This window comes from Streptomyces sp. NPDC052043, assembly GCF_044548235.1.
Lineage (GTDB): Bacteria > Actinomycetota > Actinomycetes > Streptomycetales > Streptomycetaceae > Streptomyces.
Genome location: NZ_JBIUBT010000012.1, coordinates 48,758 through 65,642 on the forward strand (window position 1 = coordinate 48,758; position 16,885 = coordinate 65,642).

General features: G+C 70.1%; 16 protein-coding genes and 1 other RNA gene. 14 read left to right on the top strand and 3 right to left on the bottom strand.

The features are described 5' to 3' along the window. The first annotated feature begins 441 nt into the window (after positions 1-441). Together prfB and ACIHCX_RS27540 are read left to right on the top strand one after the other, a co-directional pair. Positions 442-1,554: a peptide chain release factor 2 gene (prfB, locus tag ACIHCX_RS27535; RefSeq protein WP_400034016.1), complete on the top strand. Its 1,113-nt coding sequence runs from the start codon at positions 442-444 to the stop codon at positions 1,552-1,554. Positions 1,555-1,873: 319 nt separating this feature from the next. After that, complete coding sequence (locus tag ACIHCX_RS27540; RefSeq protein ID WP_400034018.1) at positions 1,874-2,650, top strand: LPXTG cell wall anchor domain-containing protein; 777 nt, start codon at positions 1,874-1,876, stop codon at positions 2,648-2,650. A gap of 130 nt (positions 2,651-2,780) precedes the next feature. On the opposite strand, the gene ACIHCX_RS27545 is transcribed toward ACIHCX_RS27540, so the two are convergent. After that, the gene (locus tag ACIHCX_RS27545) at positions 2,781-2,972 is read right to left on the bottom strand and encodes a hypothetical protein (protein WP_400034020.1); all 192 of its coding nucleotides are present in this window, start codon (positions 2,970-2,972) and stop codon (positions 2,781-2,783) included. 253 nt (positions 2,973-3,225) lie between these two features. Here ACIHCX_RS27545 and ftsE point away from each other — a divergent pair, with 253 nt between their 5' ends. From ftsE to ACIHCX_RS27575, 6 genes are all read left to right on the top strand, one after another. Beyond that, entirely contained in the window at positions 3,226-3,915 is a 690-nt protein-coding gene (gene ftsE / locus ACIHCX_RS27550; protein ID WP_225078664.1) for a cell division ATP-binding protein FtsE, read from the top strand. A 33-nt stretch (positions 3,916-3,948) separates the two neighbouring features. Next, positions 3,949-4,866: a permease-like cell division protein FtsX gene (gene ftsX, locus ACIHCX_RS27555; RefSeq protein WP_400034023.1), complete on the top strand. Its 918-nt coding sequence runs from the start codon at positions 3,949-3,951 to the stop codon at positions 4,864-4,866. Positions 4,867-4,934: 68 nt separating this feature from the next. Continuing rightward, positions 4,935-6,107 (top strand): S41 family peptidase, encoded by a 1,173-nt coding sequence (locus tag ACIHCX_RS27560; RefSeq protein WP_400034025.1) that lies wholly within the window; start codon positions 4,935-4,937, stop codon positions 6,105-6,107. A 57-nt stretch (positions 6,108-6,164) separates the two neighbouring features. Beyond that, complete coding sequence (smpB, locus tag ACIHCX_RS27565) at positions 6,165-6,644, top strand: SsrA-binding protein SmpB (protein ID WP_400034027.1); 480 nt, start codon at positions 6,165-6,167, stop codon at positions 6,642-6,644. A gap of 119 nt (positions 6,645-6,763) precedes the next feature. Further along, positions 6,764-7,163, top strand: a transfer-messenger RNA (tmRNA) gene (gene ssrA / locus ACIHCX_RS27570). A 180-nt stretch (positions 7,164-7,343) separates the two neighbouring features. Beyond that, positions 7,344-7,679 (top strand): hypothetical protein, encoded by a 336-nt coding sequence (locus ACIHCX_RS27575; protein ID WP_400034029.1) that lies wholly within the window; start codon positions 7,344-7,346, stop codon positions 7,677-7,679. On the opposite strand, the gene ACIHCX_RS27580 is transcribed toward ACIHCX_RS27575, so the two are convergent. Beyond that, positions 7,601-8,092, bottom strand: a complete 492-nt coding sequence (locus ACIHCX_RS27580; protein ID WP_400034031.1) for an ATP-binding protein — start codon at positions 8,090-8,092, stop codon at positions 7,601-7,603. The two genes, ACIHCX_RS27575 and ACIHCX_RS27580, sit on opposite strands and share 79 nt — an antisense overlap. A 137-nt stretch (positions 8,093-8,229) precedes the next feature. Between ACIHCX_RS27580 and ACIHCX_RS27585 the strand changes: the two genes are divergently transcribed. Together ACIHCX_RS27585 and ACIHCX_RS27590 are read left to right on the top strand one after the other, a co-directional pair. Beyond that, entirely contained in the window at positions 8,230-9,048 is an 819-nt protein-coding gene (locus ACIHCX_RS27585) for a helix-turn-helix domain-containing protein (RefSeq protein ID WP_400034033.1), read from the top strand. Beyond that, on the top strand, positions 9,045-9,227 hold the full coding sequence (locus ACIHCX_RS27590; RefSeq protein WP_400034035.1) for a DUF397 domain-containing protein: 183 nt from the start codon (positions 9,045-9,047) through the stop codon (positions 9,225-9,227). Before ACIHCX_RS27585 ends, ACIHCX_RS27590 begins: the two co-directional genes overlap by 4 nt. On the opposite strand, the gene ACIHCX_RS27595 is transcribed toward ACIHCX_RS27590, so the two are convergent. Next, on the bottom strand, positions 9,198-10,427 hold the full coding sequence (locus ACIHCX_RS27595; protein ID WP_400034037.1) for an MFS transporter: 1,230 nt from the start codon (positions 10,425-10,427) through the stop codon (positions 9,198-9,200). The genes ACIHCX_RS27590 and ACIHCX_RS27595 overlap by 30 nt on opposite strands. 77 nt (positions 10,428-10,504) lie before the next feature. Here ACIHCX_RS27595 and ACIHCX_RS27600 point away from each other — a divergent pair, with 77 nt between their 5' ends. The 4 genes from ACIHCX_RS27600 (at position 10,505) to ACIHCX_RS27615 (ending at position 16,865) form a co-directional block, all read left to right on the top strand. After that, the gene (locus tag ACIHCX_RS27600; RefSeq protein ID WP_400034459.1) at positions 10,505-11,509 is read left to right on the top strand and encodes a LysR family transcriptional regulator; all 1,005 of its coding nucleotides are present in this window, start codon (positions 10,505-10,507) and stop codon (positions 11,507-11,509) included. 138 nt (positions 11,510-11,647) lie between these two features. Next, a complete protein-coding gene (locus ACIHCX_RS27605) occupies positions 11,648-13,018 on the top strand; it encodes a hypothetical protein (RefSeq protein ID WP_400034039.1) in 1,371 nt (456 codons plus the stop codon). Continuing rightward, the gene (locus ACIHCX_RS27610; RefSeq protein WP_400034040.1) at positions 13,018-15,246 is read left to right on the top strand and encodes a glycosyltransferase; all 2,229 of its coding nucleotides are present in this window, start codon (positions 13,018-13,020) and stop codon (positions 15,244-15,246) included. Before ACIHCX_RS27605 ends, ACIHCX_RS27610 begins: the two co-directional genes overlap by 1 nt. Before the next feature lie 332 nt (positions 15,247-15,578). Beyond that, positions 15,579-16,865 carry an acyltransferase gene (locus tag ACIHCX_RS27615; RefSeq protein WP_400034042.1) on the top strand — a complete coding sequence of 429 codons (1,287 nt, stop codon included), beginning with the start codon at positions 15,579-15,581 and terminating at the stop codon, positions 16,863-16,865. The last annotated feature ends 20 nt before the right edge of the window (positions 16,866-16,885 follow it).

Sequence of the window (16,885 nt, forward strand, 5' to 3'; positions counted from 1 at the left end):
TCCCGCCCTGGGGCTCCGCCCCAGACCCCGGCGGGGCTCTGCCCCTGCACCCCCGGTTTCCCACCCGCCCACCCGTCTCGGTGGGTGGGGAGGTGGGCCGGGAGGGGGCGGTGCTCGGTACGGGGTGGGGCCTGGTGGGTGGGTGTGCCCGTACGCGGTGAGCCCAGCGGACGGGTGCGTCCCGTAGGTGCTGGGGCTCAGTGGGTGGGTGCCTCCCGTACACGGTGGGCCCAGTAGGCGGGTGCGTCCCGTAGGCGCTGGTCCCCAGTGGGTGGGTGCGTCCCGTGCGTGGTAGGGCCCAGTGGGTGGGTGCGTCCCGTGCGTGGTGGGGTCTCATGAGGGCGGGGCGTCTGGGAGTGGTGGGCCCTGTGGGGTCTGTGTGCCCCGGGAGGGCGGGGGCGTGCGGCGTTTGTCGGCCGGCGGAGCCGTTACGCTGGTTGCGTGGCAGTCGTCGATGTATCCGAAGAGCTGAAGTCCCTCTCCTCGACCATGGAGTCGATCGAGGCCGTTCTGGACCTCGACAAGTTGAGGGCAGACATCGCCGTGCTCGAGGAGCAGGCGGCCGCGCCCTCCCTGTGGGACAACCCGGACGAGGCGCAGAAGATCACCAGCCGGCTCTCCCACCTCCAGGCGGAGGTCAGGAAGGCGGAGGCCCTGCGCGGCAGGATCGACGATCTCGACGTGCTCTTCGAGCTCGCCGAGGCCGAGGACGACCCGGACACCCGCGCCGAGGCCGAGGCCGAGCTCGCCGACGTCAAGAAGGCGCTGGACGAGATGGAGGTCCGGACGCTGCTCTCCGGGGAGTACGACTCCCGCGAGGCGCTCGTGAACATCCGGGCCGAGGCCGGCGGCGTCGACGCCGCCGACTTCGCCGAGCGGCTTCAGCGCATGTACCTGCGCTGGGCCGAGCAGCACGGCTACAAGACCGAGATCTACGAGACGTCGTACGCCGAAGAGGCCGGCATCAAGTCGACCACCTTCGCCGTGCAGGTGCCCTACGCCTACGGCACCCTCTCCGTCGAGCAGGGCACCCACCGCCTGGTGCGCATCTCCCCCTTCGACAACCAGGGGCGCCGCCAGACCTCCTTCGCCGGCGTCGAGATCCTGCCCGTCGTCGAGCAGTCCGACCACGTCGACATCGACGAGTCCGACCTGCGTATCGACGTCTACCGGTCCTCCGGACCCGGCGGCCAGGGCGTGAACACCACCGACTCCGCGGTGCGCATCACCCACATCCCCACCGGCATCGTCGTCTCCTGCCAGAACGAGCGCTCGCAGATCCAGAACAAGGCCACCGCCATGAACGTCCTCCAGGCCAAGCTGCTCGAGCGGCGCCGCCAGGAGGAGCAGGCCAAGATGGACGCCCTCAAGGGCGACGGCGGCAACTCCTGGGGCAACCAGATGCGCTCCTACGTCCTGCACCCGTACCAGATGGTCAAGGACCTGCGCACCGAGCACGAGGTCGGCAACCCCGAGGCCGTGTTCAACGGTGAGATCGACGGGTTCCTGGAGGCGGGAATTCGCTGGCGCAAGCAGCAGGACCAGGGCAAGTAGCAGCCCGGGAAACCAGCAGCCGACTCTTTGTCGACAAGGCAACTGCCGCTCCTGCAGCGGTAGTTGCCTTTTCTGTTGGGCGATGTCCGGGTTTTACGTCACACTCACAGACTCCAACCATGTGCAAACAAGGCACAGTTGGACATCACGCCCGCAACGACCTTGACGCTCCCCTGAAAAGCGGGAAGGGTAAAACGTGGCATGCGCATTTCTGGGGCGCATGTGAACCGGGGGGATCTGCAACTGCGCCAACCACCCCCGTTGATCACGGCCCCGCGCGCCGCTCGAAGACGATTCAGCTACTGGGGGTAGCAACCATATGACGAAGAAGACGCGGGTTCGTGTCGCGCGTATCGCGGCCGGCGCCGTGATCGCAGCCGGCGCCTCGCTGACCGCCGCGGGCGCGGCCTCGGCCCTCGACCTCGGTGTCAACGCCGGCATCGGCGGCACCGGCATCAAGGCGAACGTGTCGCTGACCGGCGACGATGACAACGGTAACCAGGGCGGCGACGAGGGCGGCGACGACAACGGCGACCCCTGCGACATCGGTGCCGGCCCGGACTGCCCCGACGACCCGGGCAACCCGGGTGGCGGTGACGACAACCCGGGCAACCCGGGTGGTGGCGACGACAACCCGGGCAACCCGGGTGGCGGTGACGACAACCCGGGCAACCCGGGCGGTGGCGACGACAACCCGGGCAACCCCGGCGGTGGCGACGACAACCCGGGCAACCCCGGCGGTGGCGACGACAACTCCGGTAACAACGGTGGTTCCGGTAACAACGGTGGCTCCGGCAACAACGGCGGTGGCTCCGGCAACGCCGGCGGCAACGGTGGCAACAGCGGCGGTGGCAACAGTGGCACCACCCCCAACGGTGGCAACAACACCGTCCCGCAGGAGCAGGGCTCCTCTGCCCTGACCGAGACCGGCGCGGACCGCAACCCGTCCGCGCAGGGCAACGGCAAGGAGCTCGCCGAGACCGGTGCCGCGGAGACCACGTTCCTGCTGATCGGCGCCGCCACGATGATCGCCGGCGGTATCGGTTTCCGGTTCCTGCCGCGTCTGATGGAGGGCCGCGGCGGCGCCGCTGCCTGAGCGTGGCGACCGGTACACGCACGGTACGCGGCGTCCGGTACGCGGCGTAAGGGTGAGTGAATGACCAGGGGGCCCGGAGCGGCAAGCTCCGGGCCCCCTGCGCGTCGTCCGCGTAGTCCTCGGTGGCGCCCTACACCGTCTGGTGGGCCAGCAGCGCCAGCGCGCCGATCAGCACCACCAGCAGCGCGATCAGCGCCACAGGGTTCAGGCCCGCGAAGAAGTTCTCCTGCTGAAGGCGCTCGCGGTTCGCACGGCACACGGGGCACCGGCCCTCGCTCACGGGCGCCGCACAGTTCGCGCACACCAGCCGGTCGTACGTCATGCGCTCGCCCTCCTTGCACCGGTTCCACTCAGTCAACGCCCACGCGCGCGCGAACGTTCCCTCCCCCACCATGCCAGGTTCGCCGGATCGGCGCGCGGGTCGCTCCGCAAGCGTGGGTTCTGTATCAACTCCGCGAGAATATGCCCCGTACAAAAACACACATCCCCTACGTAAACCCAACCGGCGACTGCGCGCCCCTACCCGGTTCGCGTATGGTCACGCTCACCTACCCCCGGCGATCCGTGGTGCATCCGTGATCCGATTCGACAATGTCTCCAAGGTCTACCCCAAGCAGACCCACCCGGCCCTCAGGGATGTCTCCCTGGAAGTGGAGAAGGGTGAGTTCGTGTTCCTGGTGGGGTCCTCCGGCTCCGGAAAGTCCACCTTCCTGCGGCTGATCCTCCGCGAGGAGCGGTGCAGCCACGGCCAGGTGCACGTCCTGGGCAAGGACCTCGCACGCGTCTCCAACTGGAAGGTCCCGCAGATCCGCCGCCAGTTGGGCACGGTCTTCCAGGACTTCCGCCTCCTGCCCAACAAGACGGTCGCCGAGAACGTCGCCTTCGCCCAGGAGGTCATCGGCAAGTCCAAGGGCGAGATCCGCAAGTCCGTGCCGCAGGTGCTCGACCTCGTCGGGCTCGGCGGCAAGGAGGACCGCAGACCCGGCGAGCTGTCCGGCGGTGAGCAGCAGCGCGTCGCCATCGCGCGCGCCTTCGTCAACCGGCCCAAGCTGCTCATCTGCGACGAGCCCACCGGCAACCTCGACCCACAGACCTCCGTCGGCATCATGAAGCTGCTCGACCGCATCAACCGGACGGGCACCACCGTGGTGATGGCGACCCACGACCAGAACATCGTGGACCAGATGCGCAAGCGCGTCATCGAGCTGGAGAAGGGCCGCCTCGTCCGCGACCAGGCGCGCGGCGTCTACGGCTACCAGCACTGACCAGTCCACGACGGAAAGGCTTGACCAGACGCCATGCGCGCCCAGTTCGTCCTGTCGGAGATCGGTGTCGGTCTTCGTCGCAATCTGACGATGACGTTCGCCGTCGTCGTGTCCGTCGCCCTGTCGCTCGCCCTGTTCGGCGGGTCGCTCCTGATGAGCGACCAGGTCAACAACATGAAGGGCTACTGGTACGACAAGATCAACGTCACCATCTACTTCTGCAACAAGAGCAACGCCCAGAGCGACCCCAACTGCGCGAAGGGCGCGGTCACCGAGGACCAGAAGAAGACGATCCTCGCCGACCTGAAGAAGATGTCGGTGGTCGAGAAGGTCACCTACGAGTCCCAGGACGAGGCGTACAAGCACTACCAGGAGCAGTTCGGCGACACCCCGCTGGCCGGCACCATCACGCCCGACCAGATGCAGGAGTCGTACCGGGTCAAGCTGAAGAACCCGGAGCAGTACAAGGTCATCGCCAGCGCCTTCAACGGGCGGGACGGCGTGTACTCCGTGCAGGACCAGAAGGGCATCCTGGACAACCTCTTCGGGCTGCTGAACGGCATGAACTGGGCCGCGCGCGCGGTGATGTCGCTGATGCTGGTCGTCGCGCTGATGCTGATCGTCAACACCGTGCGTGTCTCGGCGTTCAGTCGCAGGCGTGAGACCGGGATCATGCGCCTGGTGGGCGCTTCCGGCTTCTACATCCAGGCGCCGTTCATCATGGAGGCGGCGGTCGCCGGCGTGATCGGCGGCGGAGTCGCCTGCGCGTTCCTGGTGACCGCGCGGTACTTCATCATCGACCACGGTCTCGCCCTGTCGCAGAAGCTGAATCTGATCAACTTCATCGGCTGGGACGCGGTGCTGACGAAGCTGCCGCTCATCCTGGCGACGAGTGTGCTGATGCCGGCGTTGGCCGCGTTCTTCGCGCTGCGCAAGTACCTGAAGGTGTGACGCACGCCAAAGAGGTCGTACGGTCGAGCAACCGTGCGACCTCGGGGCGTTGTCCTAGACTCACCGCCATGTCAGGCCGTGACCTGTTTCGTCAGCCCCGCCGCGGTCGCGCCGGGGCCGCCCTGACATTGGTCTTCGCAAGCGTGCTGGTGGCGGGCGCCGCGACGGGCTCCCTGCCCGGCCACGACGACCTCAAGTCCCAGGAGGACGAGGCCCGTTCGGTGCAGCCGGTGGGCCGGTCCGAGGAAGTGACCCGGGCGGCGGCCGAGGCCGTGGCCGACGGCGAGTCCCCCCTTCAGGCCGCCGAACGCGCCGTCAGCCGCAGCGGTGACCTCTGGGGCGCCGTCTACTCCCGGGGCGAGTACGAGGAGTTCCAGGAGGCCCTGGACGGCCAGTACACCGGCGTCGGCCTGTCGGCGCGGCGCCGGCGGGACGGCCGGGTCGAGGTGGCGAAGGTCCGGGCGGGCTCGCCCGCGGCGGCCGCCGGTATCCGCCCGGGCGACCGGCTGCGCAGCGTCGACGGCGAGCGGACCGACGGGCTGCCGGTCACCGACGTGGTCGCGCTGCTGCGGGGCGACGCCGACGACGCGCCCGTCGGCACCACCGTCGCCCTGGGCCTGCAACGCGGCCGGCGCGTGTGGACGCAGTCGCTGCGCCGGGCCCGCCTGTCGACGGACCCGGTCACGGTACAGCGGTCGGCGGGCGGTGTGACCGTCGTCAGGATCGCGGCGTTCTCGAAGGGCGTGGGCGAGGAGGTCCGCACCGCCGTACGCCGGTCCCCGGCCACCGGTGGGATCGTCCTCGACCTGCGCGGCAACTCCGGCGGTCTGGTCGCCGAGGCCGTCACCACCGCCTCCGTCTTCCTCGACGGCGGCCTGGTCGCCACCTACGACGTCGACGGCGACCAGCAGGCCCTGCACGCCGGCTCCGGCGGCGACACCACCCGGCCCCTGGTCGTGCTCGTCGACGGCGGCACGATGAGCGCCGCCGAACTGCTCACCGGCGCCCTCCAGGACCGCGGCCGCGCGGTGGTCGTGGGCTCCCGCACCTTCGGCAAGGGGTCGGTGCAGATGCCGAGCCGGCTGCCGGACGGCGCGGTCGCCGAGCTCACGGTCGGGCACTACCGCACCCCCGGCGGGCACGCCGTGGACGGCCACGGCATCACCCCGGACCTGGACGCCGGGCCGGACGCGCTGCGGCGCGCGCAGACGGTTCTGACCGGTCTGGGCGACTCGACCTGAGGCCCGTTTAATGCGCTTCCCACACACCGCCTCCGTAGTGCGAAAATGGACCGCACTATGGCTAAGGAAAAAGGGCGCAAGCTGATCGCGCAGAACAAGAAGGCGCGGCACGACTACCTCATCATCGACACCTACGAGGCCGGTCTGGTGCTGATGGGGACCGAGGTGAAGTCGCTGCGTCAGGGGCGGGCGTCGCTGGTCGACGGGTTCGTGCAGCTCGACGGGCACGAGGCGTGGCTGCACAACGTGCACGTGCCCGAGTACAGCCAGGGCACCTGGACCAACCACAGCGCCCGCCGCAAGCGGAAGCTGCTGCTGCACCGCGCGGAGATCGACAAGCTGGAGTCGAAGTCCCAGGAGACGGGTCACACGATCGTGCCCCTCGCGCTGTACTTCAAGGACGGCCGGGCCAAGGTCGAGATCGCGCTGGCGAAGGGCAAGAAGGAGTACGACAAGCGGCAGACGCTCCGCGAGAAGCAGGACCGCCGCGAGACGGACCGCGCGGTGGCGGCGGCGCGGCGCAGGCAGCGGGCGTAGCGGCGGGTCCGGGACGCGGGGAATACGCTGGCACGGACCCGCGTTGGTCACGTACGATGGCACCAGCACCGCGAGGCAGGTGCGACCCCCTCCTCGGAGGGTTTTTGAAAAGTCAACATGGGGATGATCGGTTTCGACAGCGGCTGTCGAAGCAGGGGAAGCGTGTCGAGGAAGCGGCCATGATCTCGTAAACCACAGGCCGAAAAAATAATCGCCAACACCAAGCGCGATTCCTCCCAGCAGGCCTTCGCCCTCGCTGCCTGATCTCAGGTAGCAGAGCGAGCCTCCTACAAAAGGGAGTGTCAGCCCGGGGCTGTTCCCGACCCGGATCCTGGCATCAGCTAGGGGACTAAACCTTGATCCCGGTCACGGGGTGAAGAGGGAAACCACACAGTGACTGAGCCCGTCGGAGACTTGTCCGCGTGATCTCCGGGGCTGAGAAAAGCGAAGCGGACTGCACACGGAGAAGCCCTGATTCCGCACCGTTGGACGCGGGTTCGATTCCCGCCATCTCCACGATCGGGAGGCTCCCGAGCCTCCTTCACCCATGTGGGCAAGGCCCCGTCGCTTTCGAGCGGCGGGGCTTTTCTCGTCGTGCCCCGGCCGCCGCGCACGGTTCGCCGGGCGGGTCCGTCCGATCTGGCGGATAGTGAAGGAAGGACGACGTCCCTCGCAGTTCCTCGTACCTCAGGAGGCTCGATGCCTTCTTCACGGTCGCAGGCCGCGCTCATCGGGATCGCGTTGCTCGGCCTCGCGCTCACCGCGTGCCAGGACACGGCGTCCGGTCACGTCGTGGGCCGCAACGGTGCCCGGGTCGTGGAGACCGTCACCAACCCGCCGATCGACGGATGCCACCGTTTCCCCGAGGGCGTGACCAACGTCGACAACCAGACGCAGAGCAACCTCGTCCTGTACACCACACAGGACTGCACCGTGCCGCCGGGCGGACAGAGCAACTACCTGGACATCGGGAACTCCGACCAGGCCGTCAAGGCCACCGGTCCCTGGCACAGCTTCTCCTTCGCCTCCGAGTGAAGCTCGAACCACACCGTCTTGCCGATGCCGCCGGGGCGGGGCTCGGCGCCCCAGTCGTCCGCCAGTGCCTCCACGAGGGCGAGCCCCCGGCCCGACTCCTCCTCCGGTGACGCCTCCCGGACCGTGGGCAGCGTGTCCTCGGCGTCCGCGACCGAGACGCGCAGGCGGCCCCCGTCGCTCAGTACGCAGCGCGCCCGGATCTCCCGGCCGGGAGCCTTCGCGTGCCGGTAGGCGTTCGTCATCAGCTCGCTGAGCAGGAGCACCGCCGTCTCCGTCACCTCGTCGGGCAGCTTCCACGACCTGGCCTGTTCGCGCAGGAGCAGCCGGGCCCGGCCCACGCTGCGCGCGTCGCGGGGGAAGCGGAACTCGATGTCCCGGGGGAGCGCGGTGGGGGAGCGGTGCGGTGTCGGCATACCGGCGGGTTCCTTGCGTGTGATTCTCCGTCGTTCGGCGGGAAAATCCTGCTGGCCTGTGCCTAGCCTCGAAAGGAGCGGGTCGGGTACGCGGCGTGGCTGTACACGGTGCGGCGGCGGGAGGCGGGTGAGGGCGCGTGGCCACGGGGGAGTCCCAGCAGGCGCAGCAGAACTGGCGTTACTGCGGTGGGCAGATCAAGTTGTGGCGGGAGGAGGCCCAGGTCACCCGGCAGTCCCTGGCCGAAGAGGCCGGCTACGACTACGAGTACGTCAAGTCGATGGAGTGCGGCCGACGCCGACCGACCCTCAGGTTGCTGCAGATCGCGGACCAACTGTGCCGGGCCGGCGGCAAGTTGGTTGCCGCACACGAGTTCCTGAAACCCGAGCCGTTTCCGGCGCGGTCACAGGAGTACATGGCGCTCGAGGCCGAGGCCATCGCCGTGCATGACTACTCGCTCGGGCTGATTCCCGGTCTCCTGCAGGTCGAGCAGTACGCGCGAGCACTGATCGGCGAGAGCTGTCCGCCGCTGGACGACGAGACAGTTGAGGAGCGGGTCAGAGCGCGACTGGAAAGGCAGGGGGCGCTGACGTCTCGCAGCAAAGTGGTCTACGGCTTCGTCCTCTACGAGGCTGCGCTCCGCACGGAGGTGGGCGGACGGGAGGTGATGCGTCAGCAGCTGCTCCACCTGCCGGAGATCGGCGGGCGGCGCAACGTGGCCATCCAGGTGTTGCCCTTCGGTAGGTGCGGCGGCCTCGCACTCAACGGCTCGTTCATCCTGCTTGAGACTGACGAACACGAACGCTTCGCGTACGTTGAGGGTCCGGAGACCAGCGTGCTGCACGCTGACGCAAATAGGGTCAGCGACCTGGTGCAGGTACATGGGATGATCCGTATGCAGGCTCTGGGAGTTGAGGAGTCGGCCGCATTCATCAGGAAGGTGGCGAAGGAGCTATGAGCGAACCCCTGACATGGTTCAGGTCCAGCTACAGCGACTCGCAGGGCGGCGCCTGCGTCGAAGTCGCCGTCTCCCCCCGCACCATCCACGTCCGGGACTCCAAACTCGGCGTCGAGGGCCCCCGTTTCGTGGTGGACGCCGACGCCTGGTCAGTCTTCCTTGCGTATGCCGCGCATTGAGCGCGCGCCCGCGAGCGAGATCAGCAGGGCGATGGTCGCCGCCACCACCGGGACCGCGTAACCCGCCGTCGGCGAGACGTGTTCGACCGCCCAGCCGCCGGTCGCGCTGCCGCAGGCGATGCCGCCGAGCAGGCCGGTCACCGCGAGGGTCATGCCCTCGTTGAGGCGGCCCTCGGGGGTGCGGTGCTGCACCACGGTCATCGTGGTGACCATCGTGGGGGCGGTGGCCATCCCCGCGAGCAGCAGGGCGGCGGCCAGTGCGACCAGGGACCCGGTGATGCCCGCCGCGAGCAGGGGCAGGGTCATCAGTGCCGCCATCGCGGCCAGACACCACAGAAGACGGCGTTCGGCGGGCCCGGACGGCTTCACCGCTCCGTACAGCAGACCCGCCGCGCACGATCCCGCCGCCTGGAGGGCGAGCACGGCACCCGCGGCCGACCGGTGACCCTGGGCGTCCGCGAAGGCGATGGTGACGACCTCCATCGACCCGAAGACCGCGCCGGTGGCGACGAGGGAGAGCAGCAGCGGCGGCATACCGGGGGCGCGCAGCGGGGGCGCCGTCCTCCCCGAGGGGCTCGGCGGCGGTTCGGTGGCCCGCTGGGCCGTGAACAGCAGCATGCCCGTCAGCAGCAGGATCCCGCCGGTCAGCGTGCCCGCCTCCGGGAAAAGGGACCCGCACAGAAACGCGGCCAGCACCGGGCCCAGCATGAAGCACAGCTCGTCCGCGGCCTGTTCGAAGGAGTTCGCGGTGTGCCGGGCCTCCGGGTCGCTCCGGAAGAGGTGGGCCCAGCGCGCCCGGGACATCCCGCCGATGTTGGGGGTCGTGGCGGTGGCGGCGTAGGCGGCGAACAGGGTCCAGTCCGGGGCGTCGTAGTGCACGCACAGCAGCAGGGCAAGACCGCCGAGCAGGGCGAACGTCGTCGCGGGCACGGCGACCCGCGCCTGGCCGTGGCGGTCGACGAGCCGGGCGATCCAGGGGGCCACGACGGCCGTCGCCGCGAGGCCGGTGGCGGTGACCGCACCGGCGAGGGCGTACGACCCCCGGGAGCCGGCGATCATGATGACCGCGCTCACGCTGAACATGCCCATGGGCAGTCGGGCGACGAGGTTGCCGAGGGTGAAGGCGACGGTGCCGGGCTGGGTGAACAGACGCCGGTACGGGTTCCGGGCCGGTGCTGCGAGAGACGGTGAAGGCGGCATGCGCTTACCGTCACCCGCGGCCCGACCTGCGGTCCAACACCTGATCGGATGCGATTGACGCATCCGCGTTGTAAGTTCTGCCGGTGCCTGCCGAACCCGGACCGCCCCTCTCCGTCGAGGACATCGCCCCCCGCCTGCTGCGTGCCTTCGTCGCCGTCGCCGAGGAACTGCACTTCACCCGCGCCGCCGCCCGGCTGTACGTCGCCCAGCAGGCCCTCAGCCGGGACATCCGGCGGCTGGAACGGGAGCTGGGCGCCGTGTTGTTCGTACGGACCACCCGGCAGGTCGCGCTGACCGCCGAGGGCACCCGGCTGCTGCCGTACGCCCGCCGGGTGCTCCAGGCGCAGCGCGCGCTGCTCGACGCCTTCGGCCGGGGCGGCTCGGAGCGGCCGCTGCTCGTCGACGTCAACAGCCCGGGCCTGTTCGGGGAGCGGGTGCTGGACCGCGCCCGTTCCCGCGTCCCGCACCTGGAACTGATGACCCGTTTCGAGAGCGGCCTGACCGGTGCCGCCGCCGAGATCCTGGCCGGGCGGCTCGACGCGTCGTTCGGACGGTTCGCCGGGCTCGACCCCGTGGTCCGGCAGGGACTGCTGCACCAGCCCGTGCGGTACGAGCGGATGGCCGTCATCCTGCCCGAGGGGCACCGGCTCGCGCACCTGGAGCAGGTGCCGCTCGACGCGCTGGCCGGGGAGACCGTGTACGCGGGCGCGGGCAATCCGCGCACGCTGGAGTGGACGGACCTCGCCCGTGACCTGTTCGAGGGACGCGGCATCCGCGTCGCACCGCCCGCTCCGCTCGCGATCGGCGTGGCCGAATTCCGGCGGATCATGGCCAAGCACCGGAACCCGATCCTCGCCGTGGTCGACTTTCCGGCGATGCCCCAGACGGTTCTGCGGCCTCTTGTCGACCCTGTGCCCCTGTCGCCGGTTTCGTTGGTGTGGCGGAAAGGTCTGATTCATCCGGGATTGGAGGCGCTCAGGCGTTCCGCCGTCGAACTGGCACGCGAGGAGGGGTGGTTGTGCAGACCTGTGGAGGAATGGATTCCGGCCATGGACGAGGTGGTGATGGGTGTGCACATTTGAGTCCCATCTCCATGGCATGGCCACATGCGATACATTCAGGGGCCCGGGTGCACTGTGGTAAGGGGGGCGCTCGGGCCGGGTGGGGGTCCTTGCCCGCCGACAGTACATAGGCCCGGATTCGTAACCCACCTGGAAGTCATGCCCCTGGGGGGGAAGTACGTGCGCGTCGACAAATGGCCAAATCACGCCCAACCGAGCGGCTCCGGACCGCTGTCCGGAGGCGGCCGCGAGAGGGCCGCGGACCCGAGTGAGTCACTCGTATCCGCTGACTCCTCCGGCACGGAACCGGAATCGGGCCGTCCCGCCGAAACGACACCGGAGACCGGTGGCCGGGACGCGCGGTCGGACACCGCCGGACCGACGGCGGCCTGGCCGAAGACCGGTCCGGACGGTGCGCAAGGGCACCCGCGGGGAGCCGGCGAGGGCCTGAACCAGAGGCCGGCGGCCGGGTCCTGGTTCGACAACGGCCACTTCACCGACCCGGACGCCGCGGCGGAGACGCAGCTGCTGCCCGGGCCGGGTCCGGTGGCGGACCCCTGGACGACGGCCGACCCGGCCGCCGCGGACACCCCGATGCCGTCCGGCTCGGCCGCCGCCGAGACGCAGATGCTGCCGGGACCCGCGCTCGCCGCGGAGACCCAGGTACTGTCCGGAACGCCGAATGTCGCGGTACCCGGGACGTCGGCGGGCGCGGACACGGACCAGGCCGACCCGGTCGGCGGCGGCCCCGCGGGCACCGGACCCCTGCGGGTCCAGGTCGAGGACCCGTGGGAGAACCACGACCCGCACGAGGTGACCGTGCAGCTCGACGCCGTGAGCCTGCGGCCGGGCGGCACTCTCGGCTCGGCCGGGCCCGTCGCCAAGGAGGCCGACCGGCCCGTCTTCGTCGACGAGTCCGGCCGCCGCAGCCGCCGCTTCCGCCGGCTCGGCATCGCCATCGGCCTCGCCTGCGCGGTCTACGCGGTCGTCATCGTCGTCACGCTGCTGTCCGGGAACGCGGCCGCCCCGTGGGTGCCGCTCCCGGTCCCGGGCTCCGACGAACAGCCGTCGAGCAAGGTCAAGGAGTCCCCGCAGCAGTCGGACGCCACCAGCCCGTCCCCGGACGCCAGCGGCCTGCCCGACGCCTCCGTCGACCCCTCCGCCCCCGTCGACCCGAGCGCCGGTGTGAACCCGCCCGTGGGATCCACCGCCGGACCGGGAGCCCCGGCCGCGCCCGGCAGCGCGCCCGCCGCGTCGACCAAGCCCCAGCCCTCCGCGTCCAGCACGAAGAAGGACACCCCGGGCAGCTCCACGCCGCCCGTCACCGGGGGCGGCGGCTCGTCCCCGGACCCGGGCCCGTCGTCGACCGATCCGGGCTCGACCGACCCCGGCCAGGACACGGACCCGCCCACGCCCGACAATCCCACCAACGCCGGGGGAGCCCCCAAGGCGGACCCCGTCGCCACCACCGACCTGGCCGCCGACCAGCCCGGCGCCGCATCCGACAACTCCCCGGAGAACGTCCTCTGATGGCCTCCCGTTCCAACCGTCGCCGCTCCACCGGAGGCGACGGGAGATCCCAGCGTGCCCCGGCACCCGTCAATCTGAGACGCCGCCGGCTGCCCATGCGCTGGGTGCTCCCCGTCATGCTGCTGCTCGCCATGACCGCGATGCTGATGCTGCGCGGCTACGTGCACAGCGAGATCCTCGCCGACTACCGGGTCAGGCCCGAGGTCTCCTACGACAAGGTGCCCGAGGAGATCATCGAGGGCGGCCCGGTCATCGACACCCGCGGCGACAAGATCTCCAGCCTCAGCGTGCCCAGGCACCGGCTCGTCCTCACCTTCGACGACGGTCCCGACCCCACGTGGACCCCCAAGGTGCTCGACGTGCTCAAGAAGCACAACGCGCACGCGGTGTTCTTCATCACCGGGACCATGGCCTCGCAGTACCCGGACCTGGTCAAGCGCATCGTGGCCGAGGGACACGAGATCGGGCTGCACACCTTCAACCACCCCGACCTGTCCTACAAGTCGCCCAGCGGCATCGACTGGCAGCTGTCCCAGAACCAGATGGCCCTGGAGGGCGCCGCCGGCATCCGCACGTCGCTGTTCCGGCCGCCGTACTCGTCCTTCGCCGACGCGATGGACAACGCGTCCTGGCCGGTCACCAAGTACATCGGCTCCCGCGGCTACCTCACCGTCCTCAACAACACCGACAGTGAGGACTGGAAGAAGCCGGGTGTCGACGAGATCATCCGCAGGGCCACCCCGAGGCACGGCGACGGCGCCATCGTCCTGATGCACGACTCCGGCGGTGACCGGCACCAGACCGTCGAGGCGCTCGACAGGTTCCTGCCCGACCTCCAGGCCAAGGGCTACAAGTTCCAGAACCTCACCGAGGCCCTCGGCGCACCCAGCGCGCACACCCCGGTCACCGGCTCCGAACTGTGGAAGGGCCGGGCCTGGATCTTCCTGGTGCAGGCCTCGGACGACATCACCGGCGGGCTGGTCGTCGGCCTCGCCGTCATCGGCACCCTCGTCCTCGTCCGCTTCGGCCTGATGCTGCTCCTCTCCGGGGCGCACGCCCGCCGGGTGCGCAAGAAGAACTTCCGCTGGGGCCCCGACGCGCCGATCACCGAGCCGGTGACGGTGCTCGTCCCGGCGTACAACGAGGCCAAGTGCATCGAGAACACGGTGCGTTCCCTCGTCGCGAGCGACCACCCGATCGAGGTGCTCGTCATCGACGACGGCTCCAGCGACGGCACCGCGCGCATCGTCGAGAACCTGAACCTGCCGGGCGTGCGTGTCATCCGCCAGCTCAACGCGGGCAAGCCGGCCGCGCTCAACCGCGGCCTGGCCAACGCCCGGTACGACATCATCGTGATGATGGACGGCGACACCGTGTTCGAGCCGTCCACCATCCGCGAGCTGGTGCAGCCCTTCGCCGACCCGAAGGTCGGCGCGGTCGCCGGCAACGCCAAGGTCGGCAACAAGGACTCGCTCATCGGGGCCTGGCAGCACATCGAGTACGTGATGGGCTTCAACCTCGACCGCCGGATGTACGACATGCTCGGCTGCATGCCGACCATCCCCGGAGCCGTGGGCGCCTTCCGGCGCACCGCGCTGGAGCGGGTCGGCGGCATGAGCGAGGACACGCTCGCCGAGGACACCGACGTCACCATGGCCCTGCACCGCGACGGCTGGCGCGTGGTGTACGCGGAGAACGCCCGCGCCTGGACCGAGGCCCCGGAGTCCGTGCAGCAGCTGTGGTCCCAGCGCTACCGCTGGTCGTACGGCACCATGCAGGCGATCTGGAAGCACCGCAGGGCCGTCGTGGAACGGGGACCCTCCGGCCGCTTCGGTCGCGTCGGACTGCCGTTCGTCTCCCTGTTCATGGTGGTGGCTCCGCTGCTGGCCCCGCTGATCGACGTCTTCCTGCTCTACGGGCTGCTGTTCGGACCCACGCAGAAGACCGTCGGCGCCTGGCTCGGCGTGCTGGCGGTGCAGGCGATCTGCGCCGCGTACGCCTTCCGGCTGGACCGCGAGAAGATGAACCACCTCATCTCGCTGCCGCTCCAGCAGATCCTCTATCGGCAACTGATGTACGTCGTCCTGCTCCGGTCCTGGATGACGGCGCTCACCGGCGGTCGGCTGCGCTGGCAGAAGCTGCGGCGTACCGGCGTGGTGGAGGCGCCGGGTTCGATACCGCAACAGCGGACCGCGGACAGCGGCAGTGAACGGAGGCCCGTCGGATGACGGCACACGAGTACGGCTCGGCGGACGGCACACCGCCGCCGGGCGTACCGGGGAGGCCCCCGGGCCCGGACCCCGTTTACGGCTCCTCTGCACCCGCCGGCTCGGGGCAGGCCCCGGGGAACTGGCCGTACGGGGACGCGACGGGGGCGACGGCCGGTTCCGCGGGCGGGTACCCGGCAGGTACCGCGGGTGGATTCCCGGCCGGTTCCGGTTCTGCGGGCGGGTACCCGTACCCGGCAGGTACCGCCGGCGGATTCCCGGCCGGTTCCGCGGGCGGGCATCCGGTCGACACCACTGCCGGGTGGCCGTACGACGGTGCGGGCGAGGTGCGGATGCCCGCGCAGAAGATGGGGGACGCGGCGAACGGCGCGGTCCCGGTGGGCACCGCCGGTGCGGTCGGCACGGTCGACGCGACCGGCGCGGTCGACGCCACCGGTGGCGCGGACGCGGCCGCCGCGGCGAAGAAGCCGGCGGGCGCGGGTCGTGACCGCTATCTGGACCTGCTGCGCTCCGTCGCCCTGGTGCGTGTGGTGGTGTACCACCTCTTCGGCTGGGCCTGGCTGTCGGTCCTCTTCCCGTCCATGGGCGTGATGTTCGCCCTGGCCGGCTCGCTCATGGCGCGCTCGCTCAGCCGGCCCACGTGGTCCGTGATCAAGAGCAGGGTGCGCAGGCTGGTGCCCCCGATGTGGGTGTTCAGCGCGTTGGTGCTCGGCATCCTGTTCGTGCAGGGCTGGAGCCCGGCGAGGGACCCGGACCTCGGGGGCTCCTTCTGGGGCCCGGTCAGCGTGTTCAACTACCTGGTGCCGATCGGCGCCCCGCCGTACCCCTTGAGCATCGGCTCCGAGTCCGGGCTGCTGGAGAGCAGCTGGGCGGACCAGGCGGCGGGTCCGCTGTGGTACCTGCGGGCCTACCTGTGGTTCGTGCTCGCGTCCCCGCTGCTGCTGTGGGCGTTCCGCCGGGTGCCGTGGGCGACCCTGCTGTTCCCGCTGGCGCTTACCGCCGTGATCGGCACCGGCCTGGTCACCATCCCCGGCGAGACCGGCAACGCGGTCCAGGACTTCGCCGTGTACGGCAGCTGCTGGGTGCTCGGCTTCGCCCACAACAACGGCATGCTGAAGAAGATCCCGCGCTATGCGGCGGTGTCCGGCGCGGCCGCGGTGATGGCGTTCGGGCTGTGGTGGGCGTCCGGTCATCTCGGCCCCGACGGCTGGGACCTGAACGACATCCCGCTCGCGCAGGCGACCTGGTCGTTCGGCATCGTGGTGATCCTTTTGCAGTACTCCCCGTCGTGGCAGACGCTGCCGGGCCGGCTGGCCAAGTGGGACAAGCTCATCACCCTCTCCAACAACCGAGCGGTGACGATCTACCTCTGGCACAACCTGCTCATCATGGCGACGGTGCCGATACTCGACCAGGTCTACAACCTGCCCTTCATGGAGAGCGACGCGGCCTCCTCGTGGCTGGACTCGACGGAGATGTTCTGGCAGTTCGTGCTCATCTGGCCGTTGATAGGCCTGGCCGTACTCTCCGTCGGCTGGATCGAGGACCTGGCGGCGAAGCGCAAGCCCCGGCTGTGGCCGAACGGGGCGAAGAAGAAGCAGGCGGCGAGAGCCCGCTGAGCCGGGCCGCCCACGGGGGC

Excerpts from the sequence above, each read along its gene's own strand:
- ACIHCX_RS27615 (WP_400034042.1), top strand. The coding sequence starts at position 15,579 with ATGCCCGCGCAGAAGATGGGGGACGCGGCGAACGGCGCGGTCCCGGTG.
- ACIHCX_RS27605 (WP_400034039.1), top strand. The coding sequence starts at position 11,648 with ATGCCCCTGGGGGGGAAGTACGTGCGCGTCGACAAATGGCCAAATCAC.
- ACIHCX_RS27545 (WP_400034020.1), bottom strand. The coding sequence starts at position 2,972 with ATGACGTACGACCGGCTGGTGTGCGCGAACTGTGCGGCGCCCGTGAGC.
- ftsX (WP_400034023.1), top strand. The coding sequence starts at position 3,949 with ATGCGCGCCCAGTTCGTCCTGTCGGAGATCGGTGTCGGTCTTCGTCGC.
- ACIHCX_RS27595 (WP_400034037.1), bottom strand. The coding sequence starts at position 10,427 with ATGCCGCCTTCACCGTCTCTCGCAGCACCGGCCCGGAACCCGTACCGG.
- ACIHCX_RS27610 (WP_400034040.1), top strand. The coding sequence starts at position 13,018 with ATGGCCTCCCGTTCCAACCGTCGCCGCTCCACCGGAGGCGACGGGAGA.
- smpB (WP_400034027.1), top strand. The coding sequence starts at position 6,165 with ATGGCTAAGGAAAAAGGGCGCAAGCTGATCGCGCAGAACAAGAAGGCG.
- ACIHCX_RS27590 (WP_400034035.1), top strand. The coding sequence starts at position 9,045 with ATGAGCGAACCCCTGACATGGTTCAGGTCCAGCTACAGCGACTCGCAG.
- ACIHCX_RS27540 (WP_400034018.1), top strand. The coding sequence starts at position 1,874 with ATGACGAAGAAGACGCGGGTTCGTGTCGCGCGTATCGCGGCCGGCGCC.
- ACIHCX_RS27580 (WP_400034031.1), bottom strand. The coding sequence starts at position 8,092 with ATGCCGACACCGCACCGCTCCCCCACCGCGCTCCCCCGGGACATCGAG.
- ACIHCX_RS27560 (WP_400034025.1), top strand. The coding sequence starts at position 4,935 with ATGTCAGGCCGTGACCTGTTTCGTCAGCCCCGCCGCGGTCGCGCCGGG.
- ACIHCX_RS27575 (WP_400034029.1), top strand. The coding sequence starts at position 7,344 with ATGCCTTCTTCACGGTCGCAGGCCGCGCTCATCGGGATCGCGTTGCTC.